The organism is Micrococcus sp. 63XJN7_6_ISO-PGPR-S23-444 (assembly GCF_058072765.1).
This window is the reverse complement of record NZ_CM176516.1, coordinates 326305-342169: the sequence shown is the minus strand read 5'-3', so window position 1 is coordinate 342169 and position 15865 is coordinate 326305. Positions and strand designations below refer to the sequence as shown.

Below are 15865 nucleotides of genomic sequence, written 5' to 3'. Positions count from 1 at the left end.
GGGCTCTGCCAGCCTAGTCGGTGCGCCGACGCGGGCTCAGGCCGCGGGGACGACGAGCGCGGTCGCGATCCCGACCAGCCCCTCCCTGCGCCCGATGAACCCCAGCCGGTCCGTGGTGGCGGCGGAGACGGACACGGGGGCCCCGCCGAGGGCGGCGGAGAGGGCGGCCTCCATCTCCGCGCGGCGCGTGCCCACCTTGGGCCGGGGTGCGACCACCTGGACCGCCACGTTCCCGACGGCGAGGCCCGCCTCCGTCAGCAGGCGCAGCACCTCGCGGAGCATGTCCGCGCCGGAGGCGTCCGCCATCTCGGGCCGGTCGACGCCGAACACGGCCCCGAGGTCGCCGAGGCCGGCGGCGGAGAGCAGGGCGTTGCACGCCGCGTGGGCGGCCACGTCCCCGTCCGAGGTCGCGGCCACGCCACGCTCGCCGGGCCAGTGGATGCCGCCGAGCCACAGGGGCCGGGGGGCATCCTCGGGTGCCCACGCGTGCACGTCGGTGCCGATCCCCACGCGCGGCAGGGGGGCGGCCGCGGCGGGGCGGGCGGGCTGGTCCATGGGAGTCTCCTCCTGGGGGATGCGGCGGGCGAGTTCGAGGCGGGCGAGGTCGAGGTCGGCGGGGGCGGTGACCTTGAACGCGGCCGGGTCGCCGGGCACCACCACCACCTCATGCCCCGCAGCCTCCATGACCATCGCGTCGTCGGTGAGCACCGCGGCGTCGAGCGTGGGGTCCGTGCGCACGGCCTCGTGGGCCGCCAGCAGGGTGTCCAGATCGAAGCCCTGCGGCGTCTGGATCGCGCGCAGTTCGGCGCGGGCCGGTGTGGCCGCGACGACGTCGACGCCGCCCCGTCCGGGGGTGACCTGCTTGACGGTGTCCGTCAGCGGCAGGCCCGGGACCGCGGCGACCACGCCGGTCTCGAGCGCCGCCGTGACGGCCCCGAACACGCTCGGCGGGGTCAGCGCGCGGGCGGCGTCGTGGACGAGGACGCGGCGGGGCGCCCCCGCCGGGGCGAGGTCGGCCAGAGCGCGGGAGGCCGCGGTGAGTCCGGCGCGGACCGAGTCCGCGCGCTCGGCGCCGCCCGGCACGCAGTGCACGGGCACGTCCAGGTGCGGGCCGGCGTCGACCTCGGCGGCCACGCGGCCGGCGTCGGCCCCCGCCGGCGGGGTGAGCACCACGACGGCGTCGAGGGCGAGCCCGGCGGCGCGTGCGGCGGCGACGGACGCCAGGCAGTGGTGCAGGAGGGTGCGGCCGTCCGCGAGGGGGGCGAGGGCCTTGGGCAGCCCGGCGCCGAGGCGGGTGCCGGCGCCGGCGGCGGCGATCACGAGGGCGGTGGGCATGGCCTCATCCTAGGGAGCGCGCCGGTGTCCGTGGCCCGGGACCCCCGGCGGCGACGGCCGGGGACGAAACAGGGGAGGGGCCCGCGTCGTGGACGCGGGCCCCTCCTCTGTCGTGTGCTGCTCGTCAACCCTCGAGCACCTTGTCCAGGCGACCCTCGGCCTCCTCCTCGGTGACCTTCTTGGCCAGCGCCAGCTCGGACACGAGCACCTGGCGGGCCTTCGCGAGCATGCGCTTCTCGCCGGCGGACAGGCCGCGGTCCTGGTCGCGGCGCCACAGGTCGCGGACGACCTCGGCCACCTTGTTGACGTCGCCGCTGGCGAGCTTCTCCAGGTTCGCCTTGTAGCGGCGGGACCAGTTGGTCGGCTCCTCCACGTGCTCGGCGCGCAGGACCTCCATGACGTGCTCGAGCCCCTCCGCATCCACGACGTCACGCACGCCGACGAGGTCGACGTTCTCCGCAGGGACCTCGATGGTCAGGTCTCCCTGCGCCACCTTGAGCTTGAGATACATCTTCTCCTCCCCCTTGATGGTGCGCATCTTGATCTCCTCGATCCGCGCAGCACCGTGGTGGGGGTAGACGACGGTCTCTCCGACCTCAAAAACCATGTTGTTGTGCCCCTTTCAGTCGTCTCATTCTATCATGCGGCCCCGTCATGCCGCGCGTGCCGTCACATCGTCGGCCTCCGGATGTGATAGTGGACGACCCCGCACCACAAGCCTGCCGGCGTCCCTGGATGCGGTAGCCTGACCTGGCAGGGCCCCTGCCTCGGGGCTCCTGAGCACGTCATCGCACCTGAGGAGACCTCTGTGAAGAACGCATCCCGGCCCGCCCGGCGCCACCTCGCCGCAGGTGCGCTGGCCGCGGTCGCCCTGCTGGGCGCCACCGGCTGCTCCGCCGTGAGCCCGATCGCCACCGCCATCCAGTACTCCCCCTCGGACGGCATCAACGGCCAGGAGCAGGACTTCCTGAGCTACCGCAACCTCGCCCTCGTCGGCGACGGCGAGTCGGGCCCCGCCCGCCTGATCGGCACCGTGGAGAACACCTCCGGCCAGGATCAGACCTACACCTTCCAGGCCGAGGGCGGCGGCTCCGCGACCCTGAAGGTCCCCGCCGGCGAGAGCCGCAAGCTCGAGGACGAGGCGAACACGACCGTCCTGGAGCGCGAGGGCGTGTGGGTCGGCGAGAACCTGCCCGTGACCGTCTCCGGCAACGGCGGCACCGCCGACCTGGCCGTCCCGCTGCTGAGCGCCACCCAGGAGCAGTACCGTGACCTGCTCCCCGAGGGAGTCGAGCCCTCGGAGGAGGATCTCGTCGGGCACCTCCACGAGGAGACCCACCACTACGGCGAGGAGCACTGACCTCCGCCGGGCCTGCGCCCGGCACGCCACGGCCCCGGCCCCACCGTGAGGTGGAGCCGGGGCCGTCGTCGTCCCGGGCGGAGCGCCCCGGTCAGGCCTCGAACTTGTAGCCCAGGCCGCGCACCGTGACGAGGTAGCGGGGGCTCGAGGGATCGGGCTCGATCTTGGAGCGCAGGCGCTTCACGTGCACGTCGAGGGTCTTGGTGTCCCCCACGTAGTCGGAGCCCCACACGCGGTCGATCAGCTGGCCGCGGGTGAGCACGCGCCCGGCGTTGCGCAGCAGCATCTCCAGCAGCTCGAACTCCTTGAGCGGCAGGGACACCTGCTCGCCGTCCACGGAGACGACGTGCCGCTCGACGTCCATGCGCACGGGGCCGGCGCTGATGGTCGCCGACATCGGCTCCTCCTGCTCCCCCTGACGGCGCAGCACGGCGCGGACGCGGGCCACCAGCTCACGCGAGGAGTACGGCTTGGTCACGTAGTCGTCCGCCCCGAGCTCGAGGCCGACGACCTTGTCGATCTCCGAGTCCTTCGCGGTCAGCATGATCACGGGGACGTTGGAGCGCTGGCGCACCTGACGGCACACCTCGGTGCCGGACATCCCCGGGAGCATCAGGTCCAGGAGGATCAGGTCCGCGCTGTCGCGCTCGAAGACGCTCAGCGCCTCGTTGCCGTCGGCGGCGACGGTGACCTCGAACCCCTCCTTCTCCAGGAGGTAGGACAGGGGGTCGCTGAACGACTCCTCGTCCTCCACGATCAGAATGCGGCTCATGCGCTCGTCTCCTTCCGGGTCGGGGGTGCGGCCGAGGCGGTCACCCGGTGACCGCGCCGCTCGGTGACGTGGGCGGCACCCGGCGCGCCGTCGACGGCGACACCGTCCCCCCACTCGGGCAGGCGGATGGTGAAGGTCGACCCGCGGCCCGGCTGGGACCAGAGGGTGACCTCCCCTCCGTGGTTGATGACGACGTGCTTGACGATGCTCAGCCCCAGGCCCGTGCCGCCCGTCTGACGCGACCGCGCCGCGTCCACGCGGTAGAAGCGTTCGAAGACCCGCTCCTGCTCCTCCGGACTGATGCCGATGCCCTGGTCCGTGACGGTGACCTGGGCGAGCCCGTCCACGGAGCTCAGGCCGATGCCCACCGTGGTGCCCTCCGGGGAGTAGCGCACCGCGTTGTCCACCAGGTTGCGCACCGCGGTCATCAGCTGGTCCTGGTCCCCGTGCACCACCGCGTCCACGCGGCCGCCCACGCGCAGCGCGATGCCGCGGTCCTCGGCGGTCAGGCGCAGGCGGTCCACGGCGTCGGCGACGACGGCGTTGAGGTCCACGGGCCCCCCGTCCTGGACCACGTCCTTGGCCTGCAGCCGGGAGAACTCGATGATGTCCTGCACGAGGGCCGAGAGCCGGCGGGACTCGACGCCCAGGCGTGCGGCGAAGCGACGCACCGCCTCCTCGTCCTCCGCGGCGTCGCCGATGGCCTCGGAGAGCAGGGAGATGGCGCCCACCGGCGTCTTGAGCTCGTGCGAGACGTTGACGACGAAGTCGTGGCGCATGGCCTCGGTGCGGGTCACGTCCGTGCGGTCGTCGGCGAGGATCAGGATGTACTCCTCGTCCAGCGGGGCCACGCGCAGCTCGACGACGAGGCTCGACTGCCCGAGGGGTCCTCGGGACAGCTCCATGCGGCGCTCGACGATGACACCGTCGGCCCGCACGGTCCGCGTGAGCTCCCGCAGCTGGTCCTGGACGAGCGAGTGCCCCCGCACGAGACCCAGGGCGTAGGCCGCGGGGTTCGCCCGCACCACGCCGTCGACGTCGTCCACCACCGCGTACGCGCGGCCGACCACGGAGAGGACCTCGGCGGCGCCCGGGGCGAGGGTGGGCTCGCCGACCGTCAGGTCCACCGTCCGCGAGCGCTCGGACGCCCGGAAGGCCAGCATGGAGGCCACTCCGGTGAACAGTCCGACCGCTCCGCACAGCAGGCCGATGATGACGGGATCCACGGCACCAGACTAGCCTCTGGCGGCCCGGAGACGGGCTGCCCCGGCGTCGCCAGACGCCGGACGATCGGCGTTCATGGGCCGTTCATCTTGCCCTGCCAGGGTGGACCGTTGCCCCGGGGAGTCGGGGGCGGCGGCGCACGGGCGTCGCCGGGGAGAGGAGACCATGCGCGAGCTCTACCGAGCCGACCTCGAACGGCTGGGCCGCGACCTGACCGAGATCGCCCGCCTCGTGCACCGCGCCATGATGGACGCGCAGGCCGCCCTCGAGGCGGCCGACGTGCACGGCGCCGAACGGGTCATCTCGGAGGACGCGCGGATCGACCAGCTGCAGGAGTCCCTCGACGAGCAGGCCGTGCGCATCCTGGCGCTGCAGGCGCCCGTGGCCACGGACCTGCGCACCGTCGTCGCCACGCTGCGGATGAGCTCCTCGCTCGAGCGCATGGGCGACCTCGCCCGCCACGTGGCCCAGCTGACCCGGCTGCGCTACCCCGAGCACGTCATCCCGGAACAGGTCCGGACCGTGATCACCGCGATGTGCGACGCCGCCGTGGAGGTGGCCGAGGAGGTCGTCCTGCTGCTCGAGACCCAGGACCTGGCGCACGGGGACCGGATCGACGCCCTCAACGAGGACGTCAACGCGCTGCACCTGTCCGTCTTCCGCGCGATCGCCGCCCCGGACTGGAGCGCGACGCCGGCCACCACCACGGACGTCACGCTGGCCTCGCGCTACCTCGAGCGGTTCACGGACCACGGCCTGTCCGTGGCCGCCAAGGTGCGCTACCTCGTCACGGGCGAGTGGGCGACCCACCGCCCGGACGCCACCGGCTCCTGACCGTCCCCGACGCCACGGGCCGGGCCCCCAGGCGGGGTCCCGGCCCGTCGTCGTCGGGCGCGTCAGTGCGCGGAGCCCTGGGCGGCCACGGCGGCGGCGCCGGCCGCGGCGGCCTCCGGGTCGAGGTAGCGGCCGTTCGCGGTGATCGGCTTGAAGTTCTGGCCCAGCTCGTAGACCAGCGGGATGCCCGTCGGGATGTTCAGGCCCGCGATGTCCTCGTCCGAGATGCCGTCCAGGTGCTTGACCAGCGCGCGCAGCGAGTTGCCGTGCGCGGCGATCAGCACGGTCTTGCCGGCCTTGAGGTCGGGCAGGACCTGCTCCTCCCAGTAGGGCAGCAGGCGGTCGATGACCTGCTTGAGGGCCTCGGTGCGGGGGGCGTCCTTGCCCAGGTCCGCGTAGCGCTCGTCGCCGACCTGGGAGAACTCGGAGTCGTCGTCCAGGGCGGGCGGCGGGGTGTCGAAGGACCGGCGCCAGACCATGAACTGCTCCTCGCCGAACTCCTCCTTCACCTGGGCCTTGTCCTTGCCCTGGAGGGCGCCGTAGTGACGCTCGTTCAGGCGCCAGCTGCGCTTGACCGGGATCCACTGGCGGTCCGCGGCCTCGAGGGCCAGGTTGGCCGTGGTGATGGCGCGCTTGAGCAGGGACGTGTGGACCACGTCCGGGCGGATGCCCTCCGCCTCCAGCAGCTCACCGCCGCGGGCGGCCTCGGCGCGCCCCTTCTCGGTCAGCGGGACGTCCACCCAGCCGGTGAACAGGTTCTTCTCGTTCCATTCGCTCTGACCGTGCCGCAGCAGGACCAGCGTGTACGTGGTGTTCGCCATGTCACCATCCTAGGCGGACCCGTCCCGCCGCTCCCCTACGCTGGAGCCCATGGTGGAGAAGGCCCGGCGGCTGCGCGCGCGCACGACGCCCGGCCCCGGCCCCGCCCGGGGCCCGCAGGGCCACATCACCCGCGGCACGACGGCGGCGCAGCGGATGCGCCGGGTGGACCGCTGGCTCACGGACGTGCACGGCCCCCTGCTGCGGCGCACGCCCCGCCCGCTGGCCGTGGACCTGGGCTTCGGCGCGGAGCCGGTGACCGCCGTCGAGATGGCCCAGCGGCTGCGCGTGCAGAACCCGGCCCTCGAGCTGGTGGGCCTCGAGATCGACCCCGCTCGGGTGGCCCGGGCGCGGGAGCGGGCCGGCGGCCTGCCGGGGGTCACCTGGGCGGTCGGCGGCTTCGAGCTGCCCGTGCCGCGGCCGCCCACCGTGGTGCGCGCGTTCAACGTGCTGCGCCAGTACCGGGAGGAGGACGTGCCCGCGATCTGGTCCCTGCTGCGCGCGGGGCTCGCCGACGACGGCGTCCTCGTGGAGGGCACCTGCTCCGAGGACGGCCGGCGGGCGGCCTGGGTGGACCTGCGTCGGGACGGGCCGGCGAGCCTGACCGTGGCCCTCCGGCTGGGGTCCTTCGCCCGCCCCTCGGACGTGGCGGCGCGCCTGCCGAAGGTCCTCATCCACCGGCACGTGCCCGGGGAGCCCGTCCATCGGCTCCTGGCGGAGGCCGACGCCGCGTGGGCCGCGCACGCCCCGCTCGCGGCCTACGGGACGCGGCAGCGGTGGCTGGCGACGGTCGGCACGCTGCGCGCGGCGGGCTGGCCCGTGCTGGGCGGCCCGCACCAGTGGCGGCGCGGGGAGCTGAGCGTGCGCTGGGCGGCGGTGGCGCCGTCGTCATGAGGGCCGCGCCGGCGGCGCGGGGTCCTCAGCGGCGCAGGGCCGGGCCCATGTCCTGGCGGGGGCCGGCGAGGTAGACGCACGCCACGCACGCGGCCACGAGGCCGAACATGCCCATCCCGCCGCCGGCGAGCACGCCGAGGAGCCCGACGACGGCGGCGACGCCGGTGAGGATCAGCCAGAAGCTCCTGTCCCGGCCCCCGATGCGGGCGAAGTCGTCGGGGCGGCGCCGGACGACGTCCACCAGCGCCCAGACCTCGAGCACGAGCGCGGCGATCGCCAGGACGCGGAACAGCCAGTGGTCGACGAGCAGGGCGAAGTGCATGGGGGCGCTCATGCCGGTCAGTCTAGGTGTTGTGGGTCATGAGGTTCTTGGCACGAGGCCCGGGCTGAGATGAGACGAGCGGGCCCCGCCCGGCAGGATGGAAGTTCCTCAACAACCCCTCCGCTGGAAAGAGCCCGCTCATGACCCACGCTAACGCACCCCTGACCCCCACCGGCCGTCTCAGGATGGTCCACCGCCACCTGAACGACGGGATCCCCCAAGCCCATGTCGCCGCCGAGTTCCGCGTCAGCCGCCCCACGGTGGCCACCTGGGTGGCCCGCTACCGCGCCGAGGGCGAGGCAGGACTGCAGGACCGCTCCTGCCGGCCACGACGCTCTCCCGCCCAGCTCGACCCCGAGGTGGTGGCCCAGATCCAGACCCTGCGTCGCAGGGAGAAGTGGTCAGCCCGCCGCATCCATCACCACCTCGTCTCTGAAGGCCACCGGGTGTGCCTCCGAACGGTGGGCAGGTGGCTGCACCGGCTGGGCATCTCCCGGTTGCCAGACCTCGCGCCCACGGGTGAGGACCTGCGCCAACGACCCCAGAAGATCACCGCGAGAGGGCCGGGGCACATGGTGCACCTGGACGTGAAGAAGATCGGGCGCATCCCTGACGGGGGCGGCTGGCGTGCTCACGGCCGGGACTCCGAGAACGCGCGAGCGGCCAAGCGCGGGCCTGGCCGACGGGTCGGGTACACCTACCTGCACTCGGCGATCGACGGGTACACCCGGCTGGCCTACACCGAGGCGTTGGAGGATGAGCGGACGGTGACCACGATCGGGTTCTTCTGCCGGGCGAGGGCGTTCTTCGCCGCCCACGGCATCACCGTGGACCGGGTGGTCACGGACAACGGGAACAACTACCGGGCCGTGGACTTCACCGCGAAGGTGGTCTCGCTCGGGGGCCGGCACCACCGGATCCGCCCATACACCCCGCGCCATAACGGGAAGGTCGAACGGTACAACCGGCTGATGGTGGACGAGGTCCTCTACGCCCGCCCGTATACCTCAGAGACAGCTCGGCGTGAGGCGCTGGCCGTGTGGGTGAACCACTACAACTACCATCGGCCTCATACCTCCTGCGGGGACGCCCCTCCGGCCTCGTTGGCCCCGGCCCGAGTCAACAACGTCATGACCTCTTACATCTAGGCGGTCGGCCCGGCCGGGTTCCCTCCCCGTCCGGGGCGGCGTCTAGGCTCGAGGCGTGAGCACCCAGACCGAGCATCGCGGCCTGTTCGTCGCCGTCGAGGGACCGGACGGATCCGGCAAGTCCACCCAGGCCCGCGCCCTGACCGAGGCCCTGCGCGCCGCGGGCCACGAGGTGGTGCTCACGCGCGAGCCCGGCGGCTCGGACCTGGGCGAGACGCTGCGGGAGCTGCTGCTGGACCCCGGGCACGCCCCCGTGGACCCCCGCACCGAGGCGCTGCTGTTCGCCGCGGCCCGGTCCGCCCACGCCGTCCGCACGCTGCGCCCCGCGCTGGCCCGGGGCGCCGTCGTCGTCACGGACCGGTATGTGGACTCGTCCGTGGCCTACCAGGGCGCGGCGCGCGGGCTGGGCGAGGCGCGGATCGCCGCCCTGAACGAGTGGGCCACGGACGGCCTCGTCCCCGATCTGACGGTGCTGATCGACGTGGACGCGGCCACCGCCGCGGACCGGCGTGACCGGCGCGCGGCGGGGGGCGAGGGCACCCCCGACCGCATGGAGCGGGAGACGGCGGACCGGCACGAGGCCCTGCGCGCCGCCTTCCTCGCGCGCGCGGCGGCCGCGCCCGAGCGGTACCTCGTGCTCGACGGCGCGCTGCCGCCGCAGGAGCTCACCGCCCGCGCGCTGGCCCGCGTCACCGCCCAGGCGGCCGACCGATGACGGCCCCCGCCCCCGCCGTGTTCGCGGACCTCGCGGGCCAGGAGGCCGCGGTGGCCCAGCTGCGCCGCGCCGCGGCCGAGGACCGTCCCACCCACGCCTGGATGTTCACGGGCCCGCCCGGCTCCGGCCGGTCGACGACGGCGCGTGCGTTCGCCGCGGCCCTGCAGTGCGAGGTCGCAGACCCGGCGGCGCGCGGCTGCGGCGAGTGCCACGCGTGCCGCACCGTCCTCGGCGGCACCCACCCGGACGTGACCGTGTTGGCCACCGAGGCGGTGAGCTATCGGATCGAGGACGTCCGCGCCCTCGTGGAGGCCGGCCAGTCCACCCCCGCCACCGGGCGCTGGCGGATCTTCCTCATGGAGGACGCGGACCGCATGACGGAGCGCGCCACGAACGTGCTGCTCAAGGCCATCGAGGAGCCGCCGGCCCGCACGATCTGGATGCTGTGCGCCCCGTCCCCCGCGGACGTGCTCCCCACCGTCCGCTCCCGCTGCCGGCTGATCACGCTGAGCATCCCCGCCGTGGAGCAGGTGGCGGAGCTGCTGCACCGCCGCGACGGGCTGGACCGCGAGACGGCGCTCACCACCGCCCGGATCTCCCAGTCGCACGTGGGCATGGCCCGCCGCCTCGCGCGGGACCCGGAGGCCCTCGAACGCCGCGAGCGCATCCTCTCCCTGCCGCTCCAGGCCACCGCCGTCTCCGACGCGATGGCCCTGGCCGCCACGTTGGCCGAGGTGTCCAAGGCCGAGGCCGAGTCCGCCGCCGAAGCCCGGGACGCCGAGGAGCTCGAGGCACTGCGCCGCTCCCTGGGCCTCGAGCCCGGCGAGCCCGTCCCGCCCAAGCTCCGCCACCACGTCAAACGGCTCGAGGAGGACCAGACCCGCCGGCGGCGCCGCGCCGTCCGGGACTCGCTGGACCGGGCCATGATCGACGTCATGGGCCTGTTCCGGGACGTGCTGCGCGTGCAGCTGGGGGCCGACGGCGAGCTCATCAACGAGCACCGTCGGGACGAGATCGAGGCGTACGCCCGCGGCGCCGCCGGCGACTCGGCCGAGGTGCTCGCCCGGATCGACGCCGTCACCACGGCCCGGGAGCGCATCGCCGCCAACGTGCCGGAGCAGCTGGCCCTCGAAGCCATGATGCTGGCGCTGCTGCCCCGCCGGGTGCGCACCCCGCGACGTCGCTGAGCGGCCGCGCGGGGCGGGCCGGCGCCGGCTCAGCGGGTGCGGACCACCAGGTCCGGCACGGCGGCCAGGCCCGGCACCACCCGGTCCGCGCCCGCCGCCAGCAGGACGTCGTCCGCGTCGCGACCCGTGCGCACGCCGACCACGAGTCCGGCCCCCGCGCGGCGCCCGGCCGTCATGTCCTCCGCGGTGTCCCCGACCACCAGGACGCTGCGGACGTCGTCGAGGTCGAGACCGAGCAGGGCGGTGAGGATCATGTCCGGGTAGGGGACGCCGCGGCCGGCGTCGTCCGGGGAGAGGCTCAGATCCGCCAGGCCCATCCACCCCAGCGACTCGAGGATCATGTTCTGGGTGTGGCGGGCGTAGCCGGTGCAGAGGCACACGTGGAGGCCGAGGGCGCGCAGGCGGACGAGCGCCTCCTCCGCGCCCGGGACGGCCTGGACGCCGTGCTCGGCCAGCAGCGCGTCGAAGGCCGCCTCGAACGTGCGGGTCGCCGCCGCGGCCACCGCCCGGTCGGCGAACACGCGGGGGAACACGGCCGTGCGCGAGGTGGGCCGGAGCGCGCGGAACCGCCGAGCGGCGTCGTCGTGCTCCGGCGTGCCCGCCGGGACGCCGTGCTGGTCCAACGTGCGGGCGAACGCCGTGTCCTGGAGCCCGTGCTCCACGATGGACGTGCCGGACATGTCCACCACGGCCAGGCGGAGGGGCGCGGCTGACGAGGCCGCGGCGGGGGGTGCCGGGGTGCGAGGGGCGTGGGGCAGGCTCATGCGTCTCCCGTCGACGGTGTGTGCCCACCAGGGAACCGTCCCCGTCTGGCCGCGGCGTGGCCTGGGGGTGAACGCCTGCGGAAGGCGCGGGCCACAGTCGGTGGCCCGCGCGCCCGGCCGCGCGGTGGAATCGGGGCCGCGAAACCGGTATGCTCGTCAGCCGTGGCCGTTCACGGTCACGTGCCTCCTTAGCTCAGCTGGCCAGAGCAGCTCCCTCGTAAAGAGCAGGTCGCCGGTTCGAATCCGGCAGGGGGCTCCCCCGGACCCCGCCGCGTGATCACGCGGCGGGGTCCTCTCGTCTTCGGGCCGGCCGTCCGGGGCGCGCCGCCGTCAGAGCCCGGCTCCCAGCTCCTCCGCCCGGTCCAGGTGGCCGAGGGTGCGTTCGGCGTGCCGGCCGACCGACTCCGCCGAGCCCTGGCCGAGCCGGTACAGGGCGAGGGCCTGGGCGGTGGCGGCCAGCTCGTGCGCGGCGCGGGAGAGCTCACGGTGGACGTCGGCGGCCTCGGCCGGGATGTGCTCGCCGTCGCCCTCGTGGTCCCGGTGCAGGCGGACGCACAGGGCACGGACCGCGGGGAGCCGTTCCGTGAGGACGTTGCCGGCGTGGACCACGCCGTTGCGCTCCTCGGGGCTCAGCACGTCCGTGCCCCGCTGGCCCTCCAGCACCTGCCAGTAGCGGTCCAGGGCCCGGCTGAGTCGGTCGTGGGCACGGCGCCACAGCCCCGTGCCGAGCTCGCGGTCGTCGGCACGCTCCTGACGGAAGCGTGCGAAGGGCCCCCTCATGCGCGGTCGCCGGACGGCCGGCGCGCGTCGGCGGGGTCGGTGACGAGCACGACCTTGCCCGTGCGGGTGGCGGAGTCGAACCAGTCGAACGCCTCGGCGGCCTCGGCGAGCGGGAAGCACGCCCCGACGCTCGCGTCGATGCGGCCCGCCGCCACCAGGGGCCACACGGCACGTTCGGCCGCGGCCACGATCCCGGCCTTGTCCACGACCGAGCGGGAGCGGAGCGTCGCCCCCGTGAGCCAGCCGCGCTTGACCACCAGCTTCATGATGTTGAAGTCCTCCGGGACGGCGCCGCCCTGGACCGCGAGCGTCACGATGCGTCCCTCGGGGGCGAGCGCGGACACGTTGGGCGCCAGGTACGGGGCGCCGACGACGTCGAGGATGACGTCCGCGCCGTGGCCGTCCGTGACCTCCTTGACCCACGGGGCGAAGGCACCGGACTCGGCGGCGCGGTGGTCGAACATGTGCTCGGCGCCCAGCCGCCGACCGAGCGCCACCTTCTCCGGGCCGCCGGCGGTGCCCAGCACCCGTGCACCGAGCGCGGCGAGGAACTGGACGGCGAAGGAGCCGATGCCGCCGGTGGCGCCGTGCACGAGCACCCGGTCCCCGGCCTGCACGCCCGCACGGCCCACGAGCGCCGAGTGCACCGTGCAGGCGACCTCCGGCAGGGCCGCCGCCTCGACGAGGCCGACGCCGTCGGGGACGGCCATGAGCTGGCCCGCCGGCACGGCGACGTACTCGGCGAAGCCCCCGCCGGCCAGGAGAGCGCACACCCGGTCACCGACGGCGAAGCGCCCCTCCCCCGGCATCCCGGCCTCGGGTCCCAGCGCCGCCACGGTGCCGGAGACCTCGAGCCCGGGGATCTCGGAGGCGCCGCGCGGCGGCGGATAGCGGCCCTCGCGCTGCGCGATGTCCGCGCGGTTGAGACCCGCGGCGGCCACGTGCACCAGCACCTCGCCCGGGCCGGGGTCCGGCACGGGCTCGTGGCCCACGCGGACGACGCCGTTGTCGCCGGCACCGGTGAATCGCACGGCGCGCATCTGTGCGGGGACGTCCATGGGGGTCTCCTCCTCTGGTCGGGGGTCGAGGGTCCATCCTCGCGCGCGGGGGCCGGACTCGCCACCGGCCGCCCGCCGGGCCACGGGCTAGAGTGGGTCCTCGACGCGGCGGCCCACACCGTCGCGGTCAGGCCCGGGATGGTTGTCCGAGCGGCCGAAGGAGCCGGTCTTGAAAACCGGTGCGCGGTGACCCCGTGCCGAGGGTTCGAATCCCTCACCATCCGCGTGCACACGACGAGAGGCGGCGGGCCGGACGGCCCGCCGCCTCTCGTTCACCTGGAGGCCACCTGGATGTGATGGACTCCCCGCGTCACCCCGCCGTCCACCGGCGGCGCACCTCTGTCATCACGCATCCCGGGGAGAGCCATGCCCAGCCTGTTCCGCCGCCGTGCCGTCACCACGGCCGCCTGCACCGTCCTCGTCCTCGCGCCCGCGAGCGCGGCGCCCGCCCTGGCCGTCGAGACGGCCGCCGCGGACGAGACCACCATCTCGATCCTGTCCTTCAACGACTTCCACGGCGCGCTGTCCGCGGACTACATCGGCACGCAGTTCGCGGACACCGTGGAGGACTACCGCACCGCGTTCGAGGCCGAGCACGGCGCCGGCTCCACGCTGCTGACCAGCGCCGGCGACCTGATCGGTGGCTCGAAGTCCGTGTCCAACGTGCAGCAGGACAACCCGACGATCGACGTGATGAACGCGCTCGGCCTGGACGCGCTCACCGCCGGCAACCACGAGTTCGACAAGGGCCTGGACGACCTGCAGGGCCGTGTGGAGTCCCGGGCCCAGTTCCCGGTGCTCTCCGCCAACCTGGTGGACCCGACGAGCAAGGAGCCCGTCCTCACCTCGCACGCCGTCTTCGACGTCGACGGCGTGCGCGTCGCGGTCATCGGCGCCTCCCCCAACGAGCTGTACGCGACCACCACCGGCGCGGGCCTGAAGGGCAACGAGGTCCTCGACGAGGTCGCCGCCGTGAACGCGGTCGCGGACGAGCTGGAGGCCCAGGACGCCGCCGACGTGATCGTGGCCTCGTACCACGACGGCGCCGCCGGGGCGGGCGAGCTGGCCGCCGAGCGGGCGGCCCGGGCCGAGTTCGACCGCATCGTCGGCGAGACCTCCTCCGCCGTGGACGTCATCTTCAACGCCCACACCCACCAGCTCTACCAGTACGACACCACGGCCGGCGGCGCCCACCGCCCCGTGATCCAGGCGGGCGCCTCCGGCAGCCACCTGGCCGCCGTCGAGCTGACCGTGGGCGCCGACGGCGAGGTCACCGGGCTCACCCCGCGCCTGCTGGCCCGGTCCACGCAGGCCCCCGCCGAGGCCGCCGCGGAATCCCCCGTCACCGCCCAGGTGTACGCGATCGAGCAGGAGGCCGTCGCGGTCTTCGAGGACCTGCAGGGCGAGGTCGTGGCCGACCTGTCCGCCTCCATCACCACCGACTACCAGAAGCTCATCGACGCCGGCGGCTCCTGGAAGGCCGGCGGCACGCGCGCCGCCGAGACCACCCTGGGCACCTGGGTGGGCGACGCCGTCAAGCACGCCGCCGAGCAGGCGAACCCCGAGGTGGACCTCGGCGTGACCAACCCCGGCGGCCTGCGCTCCGAGCTGCTGACGGACCGCTTCACCGACGGCGGCGCGTTCCCGGCCAAGCCGGCCGACCTCGTCGGTCGCCTCACCCTGGGCGAGCTGCTCGACATGGCGCCGTTCGGCAACACCATCACCTACTTCGACATCCCGGGCTCCTCCATCAAGCTGGCCCTCGAGGAGAACTGGCGGAACGACGTGCGCAAGTTCACCCTCGGCTGGTCCGAGGAGCTGACCTGGACCTACGACGAGTCCCGCCCGCAGGGGGACAAGGTGACCGGCGTGTGGATCGACGGCGAGCCGCTCCAGGCGGACCGCATGTACACGGTGGCCAGCCAGTCGTTCCTGGCCGACGACACCTGGACGACGCTCGGGGACCCGACCAAGGCCCCCGACGGCTACACCGCCTTCGCGACCGGCCGCCAGAACTTCGTGAACATGGGCCTGTTGGACTCCCAGGCGATCACGGACTACGCCCGCGCCCAGGACGCGGCCCACGGCGCCGTCGCCCCGGACTTCGGCAAGAACGGCGTGCCGGTCACCGACGCCCCCGCCTCGGTCGAGGCCGGGCAGGCCGTCGGCCTGACCCTCGGGGACCTCGTGGTGGACTCCGACGGCGCCCCCGCGGCGACCGCGGTCGACGTCGCCTTCCGCACGGCCGACGGCACCGAGACCGCCCTGGGCACCGTGGCCGTCCCCGCGGGCTCCGAGACCGTCACGCTCTCCGGGATCACCGCCCCCGCCGCGGCGGGCACGGGCGAGCTCGTGATGACCGTGCGCTACGCCGACGGCAGCACGACCGTGGTGCGCCATGCCCTCGAGGTCACCGCGGCCCCGTCCCCCACCGAGCCGGAGCAGCCCGCCCCGACCCACCCGGGCAAGGGTCATGGCAAGGGCCATGACAAGGGCGCCGACCACCCGGGCAAGGGCCGCGTGAAGGGCGAGGACCACCCGGGCAAGGGCCGCGGCGTGCAGCGCGGCGCCGCCACGCACCCCGTCTTCTCCGCCCATGCCTGGCTGACCGCCGCGGGCCTGCCGCGCTGACCCATCGAGAACGAGACCGAGG

General features: G+C 74.4%; 16 protein-coding genes and 2 tRNA genes. 9 read left to right on the top strand and 9 right to left on the bottom strand.

Going from position 1 to position 15865, the window contains the following annotated elements:
• Positions 1–36: 36 nt before the first annotated feature.
• On the bottom strand, positions 37–1335 hold the full coding sequence (ispF, locus tag AC3RJ9_RS01585) for a 2-C-methyl-D-erythritol 2,4-cyclodiphosphate synthase (RefSeq protein ID WP_225348288.1): 1299 nt from the start codon (positions 1333–1335) through the stop codon (positions 37–39).
• Between the two features lie 124 nt (positions 1336–1459).
• Complete coding sequence (locus AC3RJ9_RS01580; protein WP_036384689.1) at positions 1460–1942, bottom strand: CarD family transcriptional regulator; 483 nt, start codon at positions 1940–1942, stop codon at positions 1460–1462.
• A 201-nt stretch (positions 1943–2143) separates the two neighbouring features.
• On the opposite strand from AC3RJ9_RS01580, the gene AC3RJ9_RS01575 reads away from it, so the two are divergent.
• Complete coding sequence (locus AC3RJ9_RS01575; protein WP_036384688.1) at positions 2144–2695, top strand: hypothetical protein; 552 nt, start codon at positions 2144–2146, stop codon at positions 2693–2695.
• 91 nt (positions 2696–2786) lie between these two features.
• Here the strand turns inward: AC3RJ9_RS01575 and AC3RJ9_RS01570 are convergent, their stop codons facing one another.
• Positions 2787–3467: a response regulator transcription factor gene (locus AC3RJ9_RS01570; protein ID WP_002858071.1), complete on the bottom strand. Its 681-nt coding sequence runs from the start codon at positions 3465–3467 to the stop codon at positions 2787–2789.
• A complete protein-coding gene (locus AC3RJ9_RS01565; RefSeq protein WP_144826599.1) occupies positions 3464–4693 on the bottom strand; it encodes a sensor histidine kinase in 1230 nt (409 codons plus the stop codon). The genes AC3RJ9_RS01570 and AC3RJ9_RS01565 overlap by 4 nt, the downstream gene beginning before the upstream one ends.
• A 163-nt stretch (positions 4694–4856) precedes the next feature.
• Here AC3RJ9_RS01565 and phoU point away from each other — a divergent pair, with 163 nt between their 5' ends.
• Positions 4857–5525: a phosphate signaling complex protein PhoU gene (phoU, locus tag AC3RJ9_RS01560; protein ID WP_036316039.1), complete on the top strand. Its 669-nt coding sequence runs from the start codon at positions 4857–4859 to the stop codon at positions 5523–5525.
• A gap of 62 nt (positions 5526–5587) precedes the next feature.
• On the opposite strand, the gene AC3RJ9_RS01555 is transcribed toward phoU, so the two are convergent.
• Positions 5588–6346 (bottom strand): phosphoglyceromutase, encoded by a 759-nt coding sequence (locus AC3RJ9_RS01555; protein ID WP_123244285.1) that lies wholly within the window; start codon positions 6344–6346, stop codon positions 5588–5590.
• Between the two features lie 49 nt (positions 6347–6395).
• Between AC3RJ9_RS01555 and AC3RJ9_RS01550 the strand changes: the two genes are divergently transcribed.
• Positions 6396–7238, top strand: a complete 843-nt coding sequence (locus AC3RJ9_RS01550; RefSeq protein WP_123244286.1) for a class I SAM-dependent methyltransferase — start codon at positions 6396–6398, stop codon at positions 7236–7238.
• A gap of 25 nt (positions 7239–7263) precedes the next feature.
• On the opposite strand, the gene AC3RJ9_RS01545 is transcribed toward AC3RJ9_RS01550, so the two are convergent.
• Positions 7264–7560 carry a DUF2516 family protein gene (locus AC3RJ9_RS01545; protein WP_063189348.1) on the bottom strand — a complete coding sequence of 99 codons (297 nt, stop codon included), beginning with the start codon at positions 7558–7560 and terminating at the stop codon, positions 7264–7266.
• A gap of 140 nt (positions 7561–7700) precedes the next feature.
• Here AC3RJ9_RS01545 and AC3RJ9_RS01540 point away from each other — a divergent pair, with 140 nt between their 5' ends.
• The 3 genes from AC3RJ9_RS01540 to AC3RJ9_RS01530 are packed head-to-tail and all read left to right on the top strand — an operon-like array spanning position 7701 to position 10610.
• Positions 7701–8708, top strand: a complete 1008-nt coding sequence (locus AC3RJ9_RS01540; RefSeq protein ID WP_123244287.1) for an IS481 family transposase — start codon at positions 7701–7703, stop codon at positions 8706–8708.
• A 55-nt stretch (positions 8709–8763) separates the two neighbouring features.
• The gene (gene tmk / locus AC3RJ9_RS01535) at positions 8764–9423 is read left to right on the top strand and encodes a dTMP kinase (protein WP_002858064.1); all 660 of its coding nucleotides are present in this window, start codon (positions 8764–8766) and stop codon (positions 9421–9423) included.
• The gene (locus tag AC3RJ9_RS01530) at positions 9420–10610 is read left to right on the top strand and encodes a DNA polymerase III subunit delta' (protein WP_123244288.1); all 1191 of its coding nucleotides are present in this window, start codon (positions 9420–9422) and stop codon (positions 10608–10610) included. Before tmk ends, AC3RJ9_RS01530 begins: the two co-directional genes overlap by 4 nt.
• 29 nt (positions 10611–10639) lie before the next feature.
• Here AC3RJ9_RS01530 and AC3RJ9_RS01525 read toward each other — a convergent pair whose 3' ends face one another.
• On the bottom strand, positions 10640–11374 hold the full coding sequence (locus AC3RJ9_RS01525; RefSeq protein ID WP_489727672.1) for an HAD family hydrolase: 735 nt from the start codon (positions 11372–11374) through the stop codon (positions 10640–10642).
• 182 nt (positions 11375–11556) lie between these two features.
• On the opposite strand from AC3RJ9_RS01525, the gene AC3RJ9_RS01520 reads away from it, so the two are divergent.
• Positions 11557–11630 (top strand) — tRNA-Thr (locus AC3RJ9_RS01520).
• A gap of 74 nt (positions 11631–11704) precedes the next feature.
• Here the strand turns inward: AC3RJ9_RS01520 and AC3RJ9_RS01515 are convergent.
• On the bottom strand, positions 11705–12154 hold the full coding sequence (locus tag AC3RJ9_RS01515; RefSeq protein ID WP_063189344.1) for a hypothetical protein: 450 nt from the start codon (positions 12152–12154) through the stop codon (positions 11705–11707).
• A complete protein-coding gene (locus tag AC3RJ9_RS01510; RefSeq protein WP_081097720.1) occupies positions 12151–13212 on the bottom strand; it encodes an NAD(P)H-quinone oxidoreductase in 1062 nt (353 codons plus the stop codon). The genes AC3RJ9_RS01515 and AC3RJ9_RS01510 overlap by 4 nt, the downstream gene beginning before the upstream one ends.
• A 136-nt stretch (positions 13213–13348) precedes the next feature.
• Between AC3RJ9_RS01510 and AC3RJ9_RS01505 the strand changes: the two genes are divergently transcribed.
• Positions 13349–13436 (top strand) — tRNA-Ser (locus tag AC3RJ9_RS01505).
• 142 nt (positions 13437–13578) lie between these two features.
• Positions 13579–15843 carry a bifunctional metallophosphatase/5'-nucleotidase gene (locus AC3RJ9_RS01500; RefSeq protein WP_063189342.1) on the top strand — a complete coding sequence of 755 codons (2265 nt, stop codon included), beginning with the start codon at positions 13579–13581 and terminating at the stop codon, positions 15841–15843.
• Positions 15844–15865 lie beyond the last annotated feature (22 nt).

Excerpts from the sequence above, each read along its gene's own strand:
- ispF (WP_225348288.1), bottom strand. The coding sequence starts at position 1,335 with ATGCCCACCGCCCTCGTGATCGCCGCCGCCGGCGCCGGCACCCGCCTC.
- AC3RJ9_RS01580 (WP_036384689.1), bottom strand. The coding sequence starts at position 1,942 with ATGGTTTTTGAGGTCGGAGAGACCGTCGTCTACCCCCACCACGGTGCT.
- AC3RJ9_RS01570 (WP_002858071.1), bottom strand. The coding sequence starts at position 3,467 with ATGAGCCGCATTCTGATCGTGGAGGACGAGGAGTCGTTCAGCGACCCC.
- phoU (WP_036316039.1), top strand. The coding sequence starts at position 4,857 with ATGCGCGAGCTCTACCGAGCCGACCTCGAACGGCTGGGCCGCGACCTG.
- AC3RJ9_RS01555 (WP_123244285.1), bottom strand. The coding sequence starts at position 6,346 with ATGGCGAACACCACGTACACGCTGGTCCTGCTGCGGCACGGTCAGAGC.
- AC3RJ9_RS01550 (WP_123244286.1), top strand. The coding sequence starts at position 6,396 with ATGGTGGAGAAGGCCCGGCGGCTGCGCGCGCGCACGACGCCCGGCCCC.
- AC3RJ9_RS01545 (WP_063189348.1), bottom strand. The coding sequence starts at position 7,560 with ATGCACTTCGCCCTGCTCGTCGACCACTGGCTGTTCCGCGTCCTGGCG.
- AC3RJ9_RS01540 (WP_123244287.1), top strand. The coding sequence starts at position 7,701 with ATGACCCACGCTAACGCACCCCTGACCCCCACCGGCCGTCTCAGGATG.
- AC3RJ9_RS01530 (WP_123244288.1), top strand. The coding sequence starts at position 9,420 with ATGACGGCCCCCGCCCCCGCCGTGTTCGCGGACCTCGCGGGCCAGGAG.
- AC3RJ9_RS01525 (WP_489727672.1), bottom strand. The coding sequence starts at position 11,374 with ATGAGCCTGCCCCACGCCCCTCGCACCCCGGCACCCCCCGCCGCGGCC.
- AC3RJ9_RS01515 (WP_063189344.1), bottom strand. The coding sequence starts at position 12,154 with ATGAGGGGGCCCTTCGCACGCTTCCGTCAGGAGCGTGCCGACGACCGC.
- AC3RJ9_RS01510 (WP_081097720.1), bottom strand. The coding sequence starts at position 13,212 with ATGGACGTCCCCGCACAGATGCGCGCCGTGCGATTCACCGGTGCCGGC.
- AC3RJ9_RS01500 (WP_063189342.1), top strand. The coding sequence starts at position 13,579 with ATGCCCAGCCTGTTCCGCCGCCGTGCCGTCACCACGGCCGCCTGCACC.